Origin of the sequence: Sneathiella sp., from assembly GCF_036960985.1 — a bacterium.
Taxonomy (GTDB): Bacteria; Pseudomonadota; Alphaproteobacteria; order Sneathiellales; family Sneathiellaceae; genus Sneathiella.
In genome coordinates this window covers 1-16,061 of the sequence record NZ_JBALWD010000012.1, presented here as the reverse complement: position 1 = coordinate 16,061, position 16,061 = coordinate 1, and the positions used below count along the sequence as shown (strand labels likewise).

Annotated in this window: 13 protein-coding genes and 2 tRNA genes; 9 read left to right on the top strand and 6 right to left on the bottom strand. The window is 47.1% G+C overall.

The window, feature by feature from the left end:
* The first annotated feature begins 110 nt into the window (after window positions 1–110).
* The 3 genes from V7723_RS09045 to V7723_RS09035 all read left to right on the top strand — a co-directional run bounded on the left by V7723_RS09045 (window position 111) and on the right by V7723_RS09035 (window position 3,735).
* Window positions 111–875 carry a DUF1013 domain-containing protein gene (locus V7723_RS09045; protein ID WP_335684134.1) on the top strand — a complete coding sequence of 255 codons (765 nt, stop codon included), beginning with the start codon at window positions 111–113 and terminating at the stop codon, window positions 873–875.
* Between the two features lie 167 nt (window positions 876–1,042).
* On the top strand, window positions 1,043–2,947 hold the full coding sequence (locus V7723_RS09040; RefSeq protein WP_335684133.1) for a propionyl-CoA synthetase: 1,905 nt from the start codon (window positions 1,043–1,045) through the stop codon (window positions 2,945–2,947).
* Window positions 2,948–2,964: 17 nt separating this feature from the next.
* Window positions 2,965–3,735, top strand: a complete 771-nt coding sequence (locus V7723_RS09035) for an SDR family NAD(P)-dependent oxidoreductase (RefSeq protein ID WP_335684132.1) — start codon at window positions 2,965–2,967, stop codon at window positions 3,733–3,735.
* A 12-nt stretch (window positions 3,736–3,747) separates the two neighbouring features.
* Here V7723_RS09035 and V7723_RS09030 read toward each other — a convergent pair whose 3' ends face one another.
* Together V7723_RS09030 and V7723_RS09025 are read right to left on the bottom strand one after the other, a co-directional pair.
* The gene (locus tag V7723_RS09030) at window positions 3,748–4,233 is read right to left on the bottom strand and encodes a hypothetical protein (protein ID WP_335684131.1); all 486 of its coding nucleotides are present in this window, start codon (window positions 4,231–4,233) and stop codon (window positions 3,748–3,750) included.
* A 55-nt stretch (window positions 4,234–4,288) separates the two neighbouring features.
* Complete coding sequence (locus V7723_RS09025) at window positions 4,289–4,774, bottom strand: response regulator (RefSeq protein ID WP_335684130.1); 486 nt, start codon at window positions 4,772–4,774, stop codon at window positions 4,289–4,291.
* Between the two features lie 220 nt (window positions 4,775–4,994).
* Here V7723_RS09025 and V7723_RS09020 point away from each other — a divergent pair, with 220 nt between their 5' ends.
* On the top strand, window positions 4,995–5,381 hold the full coding sequence (locus tag V7723_RS09020) for a cupin domain-containing protein (RefSeq protein ID WP_335684129.1): 387 nt from the start codon (window positions 4,995–4,997) through the stop codon (window positions 5,379–5,381).
* Between the two features lie 7 nt (window positions 5,382–5,388).
* On the opposite strand, the gene V7723_RS09015 is transcribed toward V7723_RS09020, so the two are convergent.
* From V7723_RS09015 to carA, 4 genes are all read right to left on the bottom strand, one after another.
* Window positions 5,389–5,772, bottom strand: a complete 384-nt coding sequence (locus V7723_RS09015; RefSeq protein ID WP_335684128.1) for a RidA family protein — start codon at window positions 5,770–5,772, stop codon at window positions 5,389–5,391.
* Window positions 5,773–5,891: 119 nt separating this feature from the next.
* Window positions 5,892–6,368, bottom strand: a complete 477-nt coding sequence (gene greA, locus V7723_RS09010; RefSeq protein WP_335684127.1) for a transcription elongation factor GreA — start codon at window positions 6,366–6,368, stop codon at window positions 5,892–5,894.
* A gap of 96 nt (window positions 6,369–6,464) precedes the next feature.
* Window positions 6,465–9,707, bottom strand: a complete 3,243-nt coding sequence (gene carB, locus V7723_RS09005) for a carbamoyl-phosphate synthase large subunit (protein WP_335684126.1) — start codon at window positions 9,705–9,707, stop codon at window positions 6,465–6,467.
* Entirely contained in the window at window positions 9,700–10,875 is a 1,176-nt protein-coding gene (carA, locus tag V7723_RS09000) for a glutamine-hydrolyzing carbamoyl-phosphate synthase small subunit (protein ID WP_335684125.1), read from the bottom strand. The genes carB and carA overlap by 8 nt, the downstream gene beginning before the upstream one ends.
* Before the next feature lie 219 nt (window positions 10,876–11,094).
* Here carA and V7723_RS08995 point away from each other — a divergent pair, with 219 nt between their 5' ends.
* The 5 genes from V7723_RS08995 to V7723_RS08975 all read left to right on the top strand — a co-directional run bounded on the left by V7723_RS08995 (window position 11,095) and on the right by V7723_RS08975 (window position 15,934).
* Window positions 11,095–11,553, top strand: coding sequence for a GatB/YqeY domain-containing protein (locus V7723_RS08995; protein WP_335684124.1), 459 nt, complete (start codon window positions 11,095–11,097; stop codon window positions 11,551–11,553).
* Window positions 11,554–11,615: 62 nt separating this feature from the next.
* The gene (gene dnaG / locus V7723_RS08990) at window positions 11,616–13,505 is read left to right on the top strand and encodes a DNA primase (RefSeq protein ID WP_335684123.1); all 1,890 of its coding nucleotides are present in this window, start codon (window positions 11,616–11,618) and stop codon (window positions 13,503–13,505) included.
* 67 nt (window positions 13,506–13,572) lie between these two features.
* Window positions 13,573–15,639, top strand: coding sequence for an RNA polymerase sigma factor RpoD (rpoD, locus tag V7723_RS08985; protein ID WP_335684122.1), 2,067 nt, complete (start codon window positions 13,573–13,575; stop codon window positions 15,637–15,639).
* A gap of 122 nt (window positions 15,640–15,761) precedes the next feature.
* Window positions 15,762–15,838: transfer RNA gene (locus V7723_RS08980), tRNA-Ile, on the top strand.
* Window positions 15,839–15,858: 20 nt separating this feature from the next.
* Window positions 15,859–15,934, top strand: a tRNA-Ala gene (locus tag V7723_RS08975).
* Window positions 15,935–16,061: the final 127 nt, after the last annotated feature.

Sequence of the window (16,061 nt, the reverse complement as noted above, 5' to 3'; positions counted from 1 at the left end):
AGAGATATTGGCGTATACAGCCTAGACTTTAGGGGCTATTTCCGCCATATACAGTGAAGAAATAGCAGTAGGCTCTTCTCTTGCTGAGAAGGACCACATAAGGAGATATTATGGTTACGCCATTATTGCCAAAGGCAACGGCTGTTTGGTTGGTTGATAATACAGCTTTGTCATTTGCACAGATTGGTGATTTCTGTGGTCTGCATTCACTTGAAATTCAAGGGATAGCGGATGGTGAAGTCGCTGTTGGCATCGTTGGGCAGGACCCGATTGCAAACGGCCAGCTCACGCGAGAAGAGCTGGATCGCTGTCAGAACGACCCTACAGGTCGCCTTGAGCTGAGCAAGCCAGCGGGTGACGTGCCGCAACCGCGTCGACGTGGTGGCCGTTATACGCCTGTCTCTCGTCGCGGAGACCGTCCGGACGCCATTTCCTGGTTGGTAAAATTCCATCCGGAACTAACAGATGCACAAATTTCCAAATTGATTGGAACCACAAAAACAACGATCACCGCCATTCGGGATAAATCCCACTGGAATACGCAAAATATCCGGCCGCGTGATCCTGTCAGTGTCGGCATTTGCACCCAGCTTGAATTGGATGAAGCGGTTAAAAAATCGGCTCATCGCCGGACAGACGAGGACCGGGGTAAATTGATGGAAGAAGTTGCAGCCGCTGTTGCAGCTGAAGCCGCTGCAGTTCCGTTGACACCTTATGAGCGTAAAAAACAGCAGGCGCAAAAGGAAGAAGCCTATGACCCTATGGCTGAAGCAGAAGCTGTTTTCGGGAAGACCGATACCAATACGGATAAACAAGACGAGGCGGCTAAAATTGCCAAAAGCTTTGATGATATATTTAAGCCATCCTCTAGCTAGCCTTTAAAGCATTTTGTTGATCTAAAAACCGCGAGAATTTTCTCGCGGTTTTGTTTTGTATCAATGAAATCGAGCAATTCTTGTGTCTTATAGTGGTCTCTATTGACTTTGTGCGGTAACCGTTGTTTTTCTTAGGATAAATTAAGAATAGATTCAGGGAGTAACTTATGGCCACTTATGAAGAAGATTATCTGCGTTCTTTGCAGGATCCAAATGGGTTTTGGGGAGATGCAGCCTCGGACATAAGCTGGTACAAGCCGTGGACGACTGTTCTCAACGATACTAACCCCCCTTTTTATAAATGGTTCGAGGGAGGGGAACTCAATACTTGTTACAACTGCCTCGATCGGCATGTTGATGAAGGGCGAGGCGATCAAGATGCCTTAATTTATGACAGCCCCATGACGAACCAAATCAAGAAATTTACGTATCGAGAACTCACGGAAATTGTTGCACGATTTGCCGGTGCGTTGGCAAGCCTTGGTGTTAGTAAGGGCGACAGGGTTTTGATCTATATGCCGATGGTACCTGAGGCACTTGTCGCAATGCTTGCCTGCGCGCGATTGGGCGCGGTGCATTCTGTGGTTTTCGGCGGCTTTGCACCAAAAGAGCTCGCGACACGAATTGATGATGCAAAACCTGTTTGTATTGTCGCTGGGTCGTGCGGTTTGGAACCAGGAAGAATTGTTGAGTACAAACCGTTACTGGACGATGCTATTGATCTTTCAACCCATAAGCCGTCAAGCTGCGTCATTTTACAACGACCTGAATGTGTAGCGTTGATGATAGAGGGACGTGATCATGATTGGCAGGAATTATCAGCAGCTTCCGATCCGATAGACTGTGTGCCTGTTGCGGCAACAGACCCGCTTTATATCCTCTATACATCTGGAACCACCGGTGTCCCGAAAGGGGTTGTTCGCGACAATGGTGGACATGCAGTAGCGTTGAAATGGTCCATGAAATATGTCTATGACATCAACCCCGGAGAGGTCTTTTGGGCGGCGTCAGATGTTGGCTGGGTTGTGGGGCACTCCTATATCGTATATGCACCTCTATTACATGGCTGCACGACAATTCTATTCGAAGGAAAGCCAGTTGGCACGCCGGATGCGGGTACCTTTTGGCGAGTCATTCAAGACCATAAAGTAAAGGCGTTGTTTACGGCGCCAACGGCGTTCCGGGCCATCAAGCAATATGATCACGAAGCCAAGTTACTCGCAAATTATGACCTGAGTAACTTTGAAACACTCTTTCTTGCGGGAGAACGCGCTGACCCTGATACAATTATTTGGGCTCAAAACGCGTTGAAGGTGCCTGTTATTGACCATTGGTGGCAGACTGAGTCTGGTTGGCCGATTGGGGCTAATTGTATGGGATATGGAATGAAACCCGTAAAGCTGGGAAGCCCAACTTTACCAGTGGCAGGCTACGACATTCGAATTATAGATGAAGAGGACGCATGCTCGGAAAAAGCAGCCGGTGATATTGGTGTAATTGCTATTAAACTACCTCTTCCGCCCGGTACTTTGCCTACTTTGTGGCATAATGATCAAGGTTATATCAATTCCTATCTAAGCGATATTCCGGGATATTATAAAACGGGTGACGCTGGATATGTGGATGAAGATGGATATCTCTTCATCATGGCGCGAACGGACGATATTATTAATGTTGCGGGCCACCGGCTTTCGACCGGCGGTATGGAAGAAGTTTTGGCAGGGCACAAGGATGTAGCCGAATGTGCGGTAATCGGCGTACAAGATGAATTGAAAGGGCAGGCTCCAATGGGGTTTGTCGTGTTGAATATCGGTGTGAACCGTGACCATGACGATGTGAGAAAAGAACTCGTAAGTCTAGTACGAGAAAAAATTGGTCCCGTCGCTGCATTTAAAATTGCTCTTGTCGTATCTCGATTACCAAAAACACGCTCCGGAAAAATACTAAGAGGTGTCATGCGAAAAGTAGCTGACGGTGAAGAATTTTCAGTGCCAGCCACTATCGATGATCCTGCAATAGTAACAGAAATTGCTGCCGTCCTCGCGGCGGCTGGATTTCCAGCAGCGAAGTAATACAAAGGGAAATGACTATGCGGTTAAAAGGCAAAGTTGCAATAGTGACAGGTGCCGCCCAAGGCATCGGATATAGTATTGCCCAGCGTTATTTGGAGCAAGGCGCTATTGTCTATATGGCCGACATCGATGGTGTAGCTGCGGCTAAAGCGGCAGAAAAACTAGGCCAATCCGCAATTTCTGCGACTTGTGATGTCTCAAAAAAAGCAGAGTGTGTCGCACTGGTTGAAAAAGTAATGGGCGACCAAGGATGTATCGATATCTTAGTCAATAATGCAGGCATTCTACGTACTGGCGATGTTCTGGAAATTTCCGAGGAAGATTTTGATATTGTTCTCGGTGTTAATCTTAAAGGTGCGTTCTTGCTGAGTCAGGCGGCCGGCAAAGTTATGGTCACTCAAGATAGCGGTGGCAGTATCATCAATATGTCTTCGGTGAACGCGCTTCTGACGATCCCGAATATTCTGCCGTATAATGTGTCGAAAGGCGGTTTGAACCAATTAACGCGTGTTATGGCTGTTTCCCTAGCTCAGCGTGGCGTCAGGGTGAACGCTATAGGTCCAGGCTCGATCGCGACTGATATGTTGAACCAGGTGATGGAGGATGAAGCAGCCCGTCACGCAATTTTATCGAGAACACCCATGGGACGGACTGGAAAACCGGAGGAAATAGCCGATGTCGCTTTGTTCCTGGCGACTGATGAGAGTTCATATATCACCGGTCAGGTTATTTACGTGGACGGTGGGCGTTTGGGGCTTAATTATACGTCGCCAGTTCCTGAAGTGTGATCAGGGCACGTGTCAGGCAACAACTTTCGCATTTTCCAAAGCTTTCAAAAGCATTTTGGATCGCGGGTCGTTTAATGCCCCGACGCGGTTTGCCGCAGACCAGCTGAGAATGTCAATATGTGCATTTATGAGGTCCAGGTTTAACGCTTCAACTTCAATAGCTTCATCTGTCAGTAAGCAAATTTTTTCTCCAACAAAACTTATGAGAGGGAAACCAAACGACCCACCCATTCCCTTTAGATCATGGCAATTATCAAAGACAACGTTTCGATCTAAGCATGTGCCTCGGTTTTCTTTGAGCGCAAGCCAGGATTTTTGAATAGTTTTAATGCTTACTGAAACTCCATCTAGAAACTTTTCCACAAGATTTTCCATATTTTGCTCGGCACGTTCTTCAATTTCGTCATATGGCATTCCGCTGTCGCGCTCAACCTTAGTTTTCAATCGATCCGGCGCATGATGGATCTCATAGGTGTCTTTTTTTTCTATTTCGATCATGGGATGCCTCTAAATTAAACATACTACGTACTGGGAAGCATAAATCAGGATAAATTTAATCTCGCCTTTCAAGACCTTCATAACCGCGCATAGCGCGGCGTCTGTCGGGGCCTAAAAATTCTTCTGCCTTAATAAATGGACGTGGGTTCTCGACCATCCATACCAGACGATCATACAATGATCCAACGGACGCTGGTTTTGCAAGAAATTCAGTGGCGCCGGCATTGCGTGCCTTGATTACGGTATCAATCTCGGTTTGCCCTGAGAGGACGAGAATTGGCAGATAAGGATCACAGCCGCCTTCGCCCTTTCTAATGCGCTCAATGAGCTCAAAACCGTTTAACGATCCCATTTTTAGGTCTGTGATCAAAATATCCGGCAGCTGATTTTTTATCATTTTAAGGGCATTGTTTGCGTTGAGGCATCCGCGGAAATTGTTTATATCCATCGCCTGCAACAAGTGCTTTACGATTAGATGCATGTTCTTATTGTCGTCGACAAACAAGATATCAAGCTTCTTAAAATTATAGTTTTTCGGCATCAAAAACCTATCGGATCATTTAGTGACAAAGTATTTTGCTTTTTGTTAACCAGGATTGTACCTGTAATTTATTAATTCTTCACAAACACCAGAAAAGTCAGAATATGCTATATATCAGGTTTAATTTTGAAGGTGATAACTGTTCAAGTGCTTTTTTGCACAAAGATTTGGGCCGCTGGCCCCAAGGCCGCGTGATTTGCGCGTTAAACTGAGGTGGGTGATGCCAAAAGCTATCGATATTCAAGCCGAATTGTCGGCTTTAACGCACTTAAGAAGTCGACAAAAAGATACACCTGAAGATGTTGTCGGAGATGCCTTTACAAGATTGGCTGAGTATGACGAAGGTGCTGTTTTTACAGGTAGTTTCGATGGCGAAAGCGCTTGGGAGCGTCACACTAAAGGTGATGAGCTGGTCCATGTATTGGCGGGAAAAACCAGGCTGATTATTTTAGGAGAGCAAGGGGAAAATATATTGGAATTAGGGGCAGGCATGCTTGCAGTGGTTCCTAAATCTTGTTGGCATCGGTTTTACTCGTCCGGGGGAGTCACTATATTGACAGTTACACCGCAGCCGACGGACCATTCACTAGCCGATGATCCGCGCTAACTTGATTTTAGGCAATGGCGATTGCTTCGATTTCAAGTAACCAAGAGGCGTCAAAAATTCCTGCGATAATTACGGTAAGGGCTGGCTTGTGATCACCTAGTGCAGTGGCCCTAGCCGTCCTGTTAGGAATGGTATATTGTCGGTCCGCAAGAAAAATAGTGACTTTGACCAAGTTTTCAATACTCATGTTTGCGGTCGATAATTGGGCTTTGATATTGTCCCAGGCAACTTGTGCCTGGTCCTCGAAACTGGAAGGGGTTTTACCGTCTACAGTAACCGGGATTTGGCCGCTTATGTATAGGGTGCGCTTGCCATCAAATACTTCACGTGCCTGTGCATAACCTCCTGCCGCGGCAGGGGCGTTTTCGGAGTTGATTTCTTGCGATTTCATAGCATCATTCCCGGTTGTGTTGTCCTATTAGTTAATAGGCTCGACTTCTTGGAGCCAAAACAACAAAGCCTTCCCAGATTACCGGAAAGGCTTTGGTAAAAAAGTTAGTTGGACGAAACTTAGTCGGTGTAAATAACTTCTACAATTTCATAGGCTTTCGATCCACCCGGTGTCGTCACCTCAATGCTATCGCCCTGTTCTTTTCCGATCAAAGCACGCGCAAGGGGTGCCGTGATGGAGAGCCGACCTTGTTCAATGCTGCTTTCGTCTTCACCAACAATTTGATACCTGGTTTCCTCATCAGTATCTTCGTCGGCCAGCAGGATTGTCGCGCCGAACTTAACCTGGTTCCCTGAAATTGAGGTTACATCAATGATTTCAGAGCGACCGAGTTTGTCGGCAAGCTCAGCAATCCGACCTTCGATCAGAGACTGCTGTTCTTTTGCAGCGTGATATTCGGCATTTTCTGAAAGATCGCCGTGCTCGCGAGCTGTCGAAATCGCCTGGATGACCGAGGGGCGCGCATGGGACTTCAACTCTTTCAATTCAGCTTCAAGCCGAGTGAAACCAGCTGCTGTCATCGGTATTCTTTCCATTGTCTTCTCAAATCACGTATTACACGTAAAAGCCTTATGTTTCGCCTAATCAAAAAGGCGACTTGAATAATATCTCATATAACAGTTGTCAAGGAATTAAGAATAGGATTGAAGTGGCTTAACTTCAAGAGTTCCTGTTTTTATTTTTTCAATAGCCAACACAGTAGCATGTGCACCAGCGACAGTCGTCGAATAAGGAGTCTTCATCATGAGCGCAGTATTACGGATGTCGTAACTGTCCCGAAGTGCTTGTGCGCCTTCAGTTGTATTAAAGACCATGGCGATATCACCATTTTTCATATCGTCTACGATATTTGGCCGGCCTTCCATGACTTTGTTGACGCGCCTAACTTTAAGGCCTTCACCATTTAGAAACTCTGCCGTCCCGCCGGTAGAGACAATATCAAATCCAAGGTCGATAAGTTTTGCCACTGCGGTTTTGATTGAAGCTTTGTCCAAATCCTTGACCGAAACAAATACGGTCCCTGCTGTTGGTAATTTAACACCAGCCGCAATCTGAGATTTCAGAAAAGCTGATCCAAAATCTGAATCTATTCCCATCACTTCGCCCGTGGACCGCATTTCTGGTCCGAGGATGACATCTACGCCAGGAAACCGGCTGAAAGGGAAGACCGCTTCCTTGACAGTGACGTGATCAAGTTTTCGATATTCAAGATTAAATGATGACAGTTTTTCTCCAGCCATTATCCGGGCAGCAATTTTGGCTATCTGATAATTTATGCTTTTCGCAACGAATGGTACTGTTCGGCTCGCCCTCGGGTTGACCTCAAGTATAAAAATAATATTGTCCTTGATAGCAAATTGAACATTCATCAAGCCGACAGCATTTAGGGCCAAAGCCATTGCTTTTGTTTGCCGCTTAATCTCATGAATGAGATCATCGGAAAGCGTATGCGGTGGTAGCGAGCAGGCACTATCGCCAGAATGAATGCCGGCTTCCTCAATATGCTCCATAATTCCGGCGACAAATACGGTTTCACCGTCACACAGGCAGTCTACGTCGACTTCAATAGCGTTTTGTAAATATCCGTCGACGAGAACTGGATTTTCCTCTGAAACTTGAACCACTTCGCGCATATAGCGTTCGAGTGAATCAGCATCTCTGACAATTTCCATACCGCGACCACCCAAGACATAGGACGGGCGAACGACGACGGGAAATCCAATTCTTTCGGCAATGCTAAAAGCTTCGTGAACGGAGCGCGCGATACCGTTTTCAGGCTGTTTCAGATCTAACTTATGTAAAAGTTGTTGAAACCGTTCGCGATCTTCCGCCAAGTCTATGGCATCTGGCGTCGTTCCCAAGATTGGAACACCAGCGGCTTCCAGGCCCGCGGCTAATTTCAAAGGTGTTTGACCTCCAAATTGTACGATTACACCATGTAAGGTTCCATTGCTTTGTTCTTTACGAATAATAGCTAATGTATCTTCGACAGTTAGAGGTTCGAAATACAACCGGTCAGAGGTGTCATAGTCCGTTGAAACTGTTTCTGGGTTACAGTTCACCATTATAGTTTCGTAACCGGTCTCCGACAGAGCGTAAGCAGCATGTACGCAGCAATAATCAAATTCTATCCCTTGACCAATCCGATTTGGCCCGCCACCAAGAATGATAACTTTCTTTTTGTCAGTTGGCTCCGCTTCACAAACCGCCGGATCCCACTCATTCCCTTCATAGGTCGAGTACATATAAGGTGTTTGTGAAGTAAATTCTCCAGCACAGGTGTCAATACGTTTGAACACCGGATGAATTTCAAATTTTTCACGCGCAGCATAAACATGGGCTTCTTTTGTGCCAGCGAGCTCTGCAAGCCGATTGTCGCCAAAACCCATTGATTTTAACTTTAATAAGCCGCCCTTTGTGATAGGGATGCCAGATTCCTTGACGGCTGCTTCCATAGCGACAATCTCTTGAATTTGAGAAAGAAACCACGGTTCATACTTACTTGCAGTCCTAACCTCTTCTAAGGTCAATCCTTCGCGAAACGCCTGAGCAATGTTTAGTAGCCGGTCGGGTGTTGGGTAAGCGAGGATAGCTTGGATGCGTTGCTTGTCCGCCGGCTGCTCTCCAGGGCCCGCAAACGTCTGTTCGTTCAAACCGGTCAGCCCAGTTTCGAGCGAACGCAGCGCTTTCTGCAGACTTTCAGCGAAGGTCCGGCCAATGGCCATAGCTTCTCCGACGGATTTCATCGCGGTACCAAGTTTTGGTTCTGCACCTGCAAATTTTTCAAACGTAAAGCGCGGGATTTTTGTGACGACATAATCGATGGTCGGCTCAAATGACGCGGGTGTTATGCCGGTAATATCATTGTCCAGCTCGTCCAATGTGTACCCAACTGCCAGTTTTGCGGCTATTTTGGCAATGGGAAAGCCCGTTGCTTTGGACGCCAATGCACTTGAGCGTGAAACACGTGGATTCATTTCAATGATTATTAGTCGACCATTCTCCGGGTTGACGGCGAACTGAACATTGGAGCCACCAGTTTCGACACCTATCTCGCGCAGAACTGCGATAGAGGCGTTGCGCATCAACTGATACTCTTTATCTGTCAGAGTGAGGGCAGGCGCAACTGTTATAGAATCTCCCGTATGCACACCCATTGGATCAACATTCTCAATTGAACAAATGATAATGCAGTTGTCCGCTTTGTCCCGGACCACTTCCATCTCATATTCTTTCCAACCTACAATACTTTCCTCAACCAGAACTTCTGTGGTCGGCGAAGCATCGAGGCCGGATGCGATGACTGCTTCAAATTCTTCGCGGTTGTAGGCAATACCGCCACCCGTACCACCAAGTGTGAAGGAGGGACGAATAATACACGGGAGCTTTACTCTTTCGAGAACTCTCCAAGCTTCTTCAAGCGAATGTGCAACCCCGCTCACCGGCATATCAAGACCGATTTTGAGCATAGCGGTTCTGAATTGATCCCGATCTTCCGCTTTGGCGATGGCTTCACGATTGGCACCGATGAGCTGAACACCAAGCCGATCAAGTGTACCGCGTTCGGCCAATTCCAAGGCTGTATTCAAGGCGGTTTGTCCGCCCATTGTCGGAAGGATCGCATCGGGACGTTCCTTTTCCAGAATTTTTTCAACAAAGTCCGCAGTTATTGGTTCGACATATGTCGCATCGGCAAGTCCGGGGTCAGTCATAATGGTCGCTGGGTTCGAATTTACAAGGATGACCCGATAGCCTTCTTCCTTCAAGGCTTTACAAGCTTGAGTTCCGGAATAATCAAATTCGCAAGCCTGCCCTATTATTATCGGGCCGGCGCCAATGATCATGATGGATTGTATATCGGTACGTTTAGGCATGTTTGTCGACCAGATCTATAAACCGCTGAAAAAGGTAGTGACTGTCTTGTGGCCCTGGGCTGGCCTCAGGATGATATTGGACTGAAAAAACAGGCTTACCATCAACGCTCAATCCTTCGACCACACCGTCGAACAATGACTTGTGCGTTTCTGTGACGCCGTCCGGTAAACTATCTCGAACGACGACGAAGCCATGATTTTGCGAGGTGATTTCTACTTTACCTGTCGTTAAATCTTTAACTGGTTGGTTTGCGCCGCGATGGCCCTGGTGCATTTTCATGGTGTCCGCACCGAGGGCTAAGGCCAGCATTTGATGGCCTAGGCAAATACCGAATGTCGGTATCCCGCTTTCCACACACGCGCGAATTACGGGAACAGCATATGTACCGGTGGCCGCCGGGTCTCCCGGTCCGTTAGCCAAGAATATACCGTCTGGCTTCAGGTTTGTAATTTCTTCAAAGCTTGCTGTTGCGGGGACAACGGTAAGCCGACAGTCCAATTCTGCGAAACAACGCAGAATATTACGCTTTATACCGTAATCTATAGCGACAATGTGCCTGCGCGGGTTTGTCTGGTTGCCGTAACCTTCTTTGATGTCCCAATTAGATTCCGTCCAGTCATAGGCTTCCGTGCAGGAAACTACTTTCGCCAAATCCATTCCTTCTAGGCCTGGCCAAGCGGCAGCCTTCATTTTCAGGTCATCCAGATCAAACTTACCGTCTTTACTATGGGCTATTACACCGTTAGGTGCCCCAGTTTTACGCACAATATGCGTAAGGCGTCTTGTATCAACTCCCGATATGCCGATCAGGCTTCGGGACTGCAACCAGGCATCCAAATGTCCCGTCGCCCGCCAATTTGCTTCGTCGGTTATTTCGGCACGAATGATGAGGCCATTTGCAGCGGTCCCACTTGTTTCAATATCTTCATCGTTAAAGCCGACATTACCAACATGGGGAAAGGTAAAGGTTATAAGTTGACCGGCAAAGGAAGGGTCTGTCAGGCTCTCCTGATATCCAGTCATGGACGTATTGAAACAAACCTCACCGGTCGTTTCACCTTCGATTCCAACGCCAAATCCGTGAAAGACACTACCGTCTCCAAGTACAAGGACGGCCGTTGCAGTCCGTTCAATATTTAAGTCCGTGGGGTTGCTCGCATTAGACATGTTGATAGGGACCCTCTCGCGGAATTTCCGCCGAGCCGTTTTACTTTAGGCCAAATGTTGATATTTCCGCTGGAACATAGGGAGTTTGGCCGGGTCCGTCAAGTTTTCCGTGGTAAAAATTTCCTTTTAAAATCAATAGGTTACAAAGAAAAATTGGTTTGCTATAAATTTGGCTATCGGTTAGTATGGCGCCTTTCTTCATAATAGATGTGCCTGTATATGCTGCGAATTAATATCAAGTTGAACCTGAAAGACGCAATGAAATCAAAGGATAAGCGTAAAACTTCAACGCTTCGTCTCATCATTGCAACCCTACAGGATCGTGATCTGGCCGCCCGCGACAAGGGGGCAGAAGAAGGAATCACAGAGGATGAGATTCTTCAAATGCTGACAACTATGGTTCGCCAGCGAAAAGAGTCGATCGCAGCTTATGAAAAAGGCGGCCGGATTGACTTGGCAACGTCTGAGCAAGAGGAAATTGATATAATCTCTGATTTTCTCCCTAAGCAGTTTGATGAAGAAGAAATCAGAAATGCAGTTGGTGAAATAATTGCAGAGATCGACGCACAAGGCCTCAAGGACATGGGAAAGACCATGGCGACCTTGAAGGGAAAGTACGCCGGCTGCATGGATTTTTCAATTGCAAGCTCTATTGTTAAAGAGACATTGGGCGCGTAGTTAAAATACGCCATTTCTATTGGCGCGTTGACTAAGGGCCCTTAACGGTTGTGGGAGAATAAATGGCCTTTCCGCCGCAATTTCTTGAAGAAATACAAAATCGAGTTAGCCTTTCGGAGGTTATTGGTCGAAGAACTAAACTGGTAAAAAAAGGCCGCGAATTTTCAGGCCTTTGCCCTTTTCACAATGAAAAAACACCGTCATTTACGGTCAATGAGGAAAAAGGCTTTTATCATTGCTTTGGCTGTGGTGCCAATGGAGATTTAATAGAATTTATTAAGCAAACTGAAGGTGTCGCGTTTCCGGAAGCCGTCGAGCGTTTGGCCTCGATCGCTGGGTTGCAGATGCCTGTAGAACGCCCGGAAGATCAAGCTCAGCGGCAAAAGGCTGCGACCCTACATGATGCCATGGAACTAGCCGCAAAATGGTTTTCCTCCCAATTGGCGACGCAAGCGGGATCTGTTGCCCGACAATATCTCGCAAAACGACAGGTTTCTGACGAGGCTATTGGAAGCTTTAGGATTGGCTCGGTCCCAAATTCTCGTACAGCACTGAAGGAAGCGCTTCTTGCCCGTGGCATTAGCGAAGAGACAATGCTTGAAGGTGGCTTGATAATTAGACCGGATGACGGTCGCCCAAGTTACGACCGTTTCCGCGATCGCTTGATGTTTCCAATTTCTGACCGAAGAGGGCGGGTTATTGCCTTTGGTGGTCGTGCGTTAGGAGACGCGCCGGCGAAGTATCTCAATTCGCCTGATACCCCGCTCTTTCATAAAGGCCACGTGCTCTATAATATGGCAGTGGCGCGTCAAAAAGCCTTCGATATTGGAAATGTTATTGTAGCCGAGGGTTATATGGATGTTATAGCCCTTTCGGAGGCCGGATTTGCACAATCAGTAGCACCGCTGGGCACAGCGATTACCGAAGATCAGCTAAAAGTTTTATGGGGGATGGCCGCAGAGCCAATCCTGTGCCTTGACGGGGATGATGCTGGATGGCGCGCTGCCTTACGCGCCGCAGAAAGAGCGTTGCCGTTATTGAAACCTGGTTACTCTTTGCGGTTTGCTTTACTGCCCAAAGGTGTCGATCCGGACGACCTTATCCGAAATGAAGGCGCTGAAGCGATGGCGGCTGTTCTTGAGAAAGCTATACCCCTTTCCGAAATACTTTGGCGAAAGGAAACAGATGGTCGTTCAACAGACACGCCGGAGCGAAAAGCGGCGTTCGAACAATCAATTTATACCTTGTGCAGTCATATTGCAGATCCTACGGTTCAGGGACATTATAAAACATATTTCAAGGATCGATTATGGAAAGCTTTTCGACCGGAAAAACAACCTGGAAATCAAAGGTCAGCGAGTTCCTCATCACGGGAGCGATTCGGGCGATTCGCGAATCAGAAGCGTGATTCGCGATTATTGGCACCTTCTCGACTCTCTGCCGGTAATTCGCAAAGAACCGGCAGGCGGGAAGAATTAATCCTGCTAACCGTTATAAACCACCCGGAAATAATGGAAAATCACTTTGAAGAATTTACGCGGTTGAAACTACATTCAGCTCAGCTTGACAGACTAAGGCGGTCGATAATAGATATTGTGGCTGTCGAATCATCTCTTGACTATGCGGGCATGACGCACCATCTAGCTAAACGTAAATTGTCTGCACAGGTAAATAGGTTAAAAGCTTCTATGAGCGGCTCGATAGAATGGTTCGTCGGACCAGATGCGGCACTGGAAGATGCGGTTAGCGGTTGGCGTCATATTCTGTCTCGACAGAAGAGAGAGATATTGGAGCAGGAATTGGCAACGGCACAACAAAAACTAGGTGCAGAAGCGACCAGTGAGAATTTTGACCGGTTGAAACTGGCAAAAAAAGCGCTGCAGGATTCTGGGGGAAATGAAGCGGATTTAGATGGATTTGGATTTGCTTCGGGACGAAAGAACGATATTTAAACACTTTTTACCTAAGCATTCTTTATTGAGTCGCGTAAATGGGTAAATTTCGAGGAGTAATATTTTAATGGCGACGAATAGTGCGGAAGCTGTTGATACGTCGGATCAACGCGAAGAATCTCCCGATAGTCCGTTAATCGATGCGTCTCAAGCAGCTGTTAAAAAGATGCTCGCTAAGGCAAAGGAGAAAGGCTACGTCACCTTTGACGAATTGAACACTGTGTTGCCTCAGGATCAAATGTCTTCAGAGCAAATCGAAGACACAATGTCATTATTGTCGGAGATGGGAATTAATGTCGTTGAAAATGACGAAGCAGGTGAGGAACCTGCAGCCGATAAGGTCGATGACGAAACCCAGGAAACTAAACCAGAAAAAGTAGTTGCCGAAAAACCAGCTTCGACTGCAGGCGACCGAACAGATGATCCCGTGCGTATGTATTTGCGTGAAATGGGAACGGTTGAGCTGTTGTCCCGCGAGGGCGAAATTGCAATAGCAAAACGCATCGAAGCGGGCCGCGGCAAAATGATCGGTGCTATTTGTGAAAGCCCGCTTACTATTCGAGCTATCCTGAATTGGCGTGAATTGATGCTTCAGGAACAACTTCTTTTACGTGATGTGATTGATCTGGATGCGACTTATGGCGCAGGTGCAGCAGCTGAAAAAGCGTTGCAAGAGGGCTTTAGCGAAGACAGCGAAGATGATGAGCTGCCAGCGGCCGGTTTGAATGATGATGAGCCTGAAGCGGGATCAGACTCTGAAACTGACGAAACTGACGAAAAGAACGAAAAAGGCGAGGAAGATGGGGATGCAGAGGGCGAAAAAGCCCGGAAGCAAGAAGAGGAAGATGATGACGCCGAAGAAAATACAATGTCTTTGGCTGCATTGGAAGAATCCCTAAAGCCGGAAGTCTTCGAGCGGTTTGATGAGATCGCGAAAACCTATAAAAAGCTTCATAAACTACAGGAAGCTCGCCTGACGGCAGCTCTCGAGAATGATGTTGTTTCGAATGCTCAAGAAAAGAAGTACGAGAAACTGAAATTGGAATTGGTTAAACTGATGGACGATGTCCATCTGACCAATAATCGTATTGAAGCTCTGGTTGACCAGCTCTACGGTATCAACCGTCGCCTGATGAGCTTGGAAGGTAAACTCTTGCGTTTAGCTGAACGCCATAAAGTAGCCCGGACCAGTTTCCTCGAAAACTATTTTGGATCTGAGTTGGATCCAGGCTGGGTCGAAAAAATGAGCGGCCTGAAGGCAAAAGGCTGGAAGGATTTTACGACAAACGAAATCGAAGGAATTACAGAAATCCGGTCGGAAATTATCAAGATTTCTTCGGAGTTCGGAATGCCGATGCTCGAGTTCCGTCGCATTGTAAGTTCTGTTCAGCAAGGTGAACGCGAAGCCAGCCGTGCAAAAAAAGAAATGGTCGAGGCGAACTTGCGGCTTGTTATTTCAATAGCCAAAAAATACACAAATCGTGGCCTGCAGTTTCTGGATCTTATCCAAGAAGGTAATATCGGTTTGATGAAGGCCGTTGATAAGTTTGAATATCGCCGTGGCTATAAGTTCTCTACATATGCGACATGGTGGATCCGACAGGCCATAACGCGTTCTATTGCCGATCAGGCACGAACAATTCGTATTCCGGTTCATATGATCGAGACAATCAATAAACTCGTGCGGACATCTCGTCAGATGCTGCATGAAATTGGCCGCGAACCAACACCGGAAGAATTAGCTGTGAAACTCGGTATGCCGCTTGAGAAAGTTCGAAAGGTGATGAAAATTGCCAAGGAACCCATTAGCCTGGAAACGCCGATCGGTGATGAAGAAGATAGTCATCTTGGTGATTTCATTCAAGATGAGAACGCGGTACAGCCTTTGGATGCCGCCATTCAATCCAATTTGCGTGAGACGACTACACGGGTTTTAGCATCTTTGACGCCCCGTGAAGAACGGGTGCTGCGGATGCGATTTGGAATTGGAATGAATACGGATCACACCCTGGAAGAGGTCGGGCAGCAATTCTCCGTAACACGTGAGCGTATTCGGCAAATTGAAGCCAAGGCGCTTCGTAAGTTGAAGCATCCAAGTCGGTCACGAAAACTACGGAGTTTCCTCGACACATAATTCCGAATAATCGGCATAAGACAAAAATTGGCGAAAGGACGATTTCGCCAATTGCGTCTTGCGTCCGAACAGGCTAAATAGTCACAACGCCATCAATTAACCGTCTATTGCATATAATATTCGGGCCTGTAGCTCAGCTGGTTAGAGCGCACGCCTGATAAGCGTGAGGTCGGTAGTTCAAGTCTACCCAGGCCCACCATGCTTGTTTTGGTTTGTTGAGGGGGCATAGCTCAGTTGGGAGAGCGCGTGCTTTGCAAGCATGAGGTCGTCGGTTCGATCCCGTCTGCCTCCACCAACGACTTAATCCAGGAGAAGAACAGAGATACCGTGCAAGCGGTTAGCGAGGGTTTAGGCCTTTGCGTGTTAATTGACATTGTGAAGAGGAAATGAATACATCCTAACTGTGGATGTTCGGGTTCGAG

Excerpts from the sequence above, each read along its gene's own strand:
- V7723_RS09045 (WP_335684134.1), top strand. The coding sequence starts at position 111 with ATGGTTACGCCATTATTGCCAAAGGCAACGGCTGTTTGGTTGGTTGAT.
- V7723_RS09040 (WP_335684133.1), top strand. The coding sequence starts at position 1,043 with ATGGCCACTTATGAAGAAGATTATCTGCGTTCTTTGCAGGATCCAAAT.
- V7723_RS09035 (WP_335684132.1), top strand. The coding sequence starts at position 2,965 with ATGCGGTTAAAAGGCAAAGTTGCAATAGTGACAGGTGCCGCCCAAGGC.
- V7723_RS09030 (WP_335684131.1), bottom strand. The coding sequence starts at position 4,233 with ATGATCGAAATAGAAAAAAAAGACACCTATGAGATCCATCATGCGCCG.
- V7723_RS09025 (WP_335684130.1), bottom strand. The coding sequence starts at position 4,774 with ATGCCGAAAAACTATAATTTTAAGAAGCTTGATATCTTGTTTGTCGAC.
- V7723_RS09020 (WP_335684129.1), top strand. The coding sequence starts at position 4,995 with ATGCCAAAAGCTATCGATATTCAAGCCGAATTGTCGGCTTTAACGCAC.
- V7723_RS09015 (WP_335684128.1), bottom strand. The coding sequence starts at position 5,772 with ATGAAATCGCAAGAAATCAACTCCGAAAACGCCCCTGCCGCGGCAGGA.
- greA (WP_335684127.1), bottom strand. The coding sequence starts at position 6,368 with ATGGAAAGAATACCGATGACAGCAGCTGGTTTCACTCGGCTTGAAGCT.
- carB (WP_335684126.1), bottom strand. The coding sequence starts at position 9,707 with ATGCCTAAACGTACCGATATACAATCCATCATGATCATTGGCGCCGGC.
- carA (WP_335684125.1), bottom strand. The coding sequence starts at position 10,875 with ATGTCTAATGCGAGCAACCCCACGGACTTAAATATTGAACGGACTGCA.
- V7723_RS08995 (WP_335684124.1), top strand. The coding sequence starts at position 11,095 with ATGCTGCGAATTAATATCAAGTTGAACCTGAAAGACGCAATGAAATCA.
- dnaG (WP_335684123.1), top strand. The coding sequence starts at position 11,616 with ATGGCCTTTCCGCCGCAATTTCTTGAAGAAATACAAAATCGAGTTAGC.
- rpoD (WP_335684122.1), top strand. The coding sequence starts at position 13,573 with ATGGCGACGAATAGTGCGGAAGCTGTTGATACGTCGGATCAACGCGAA.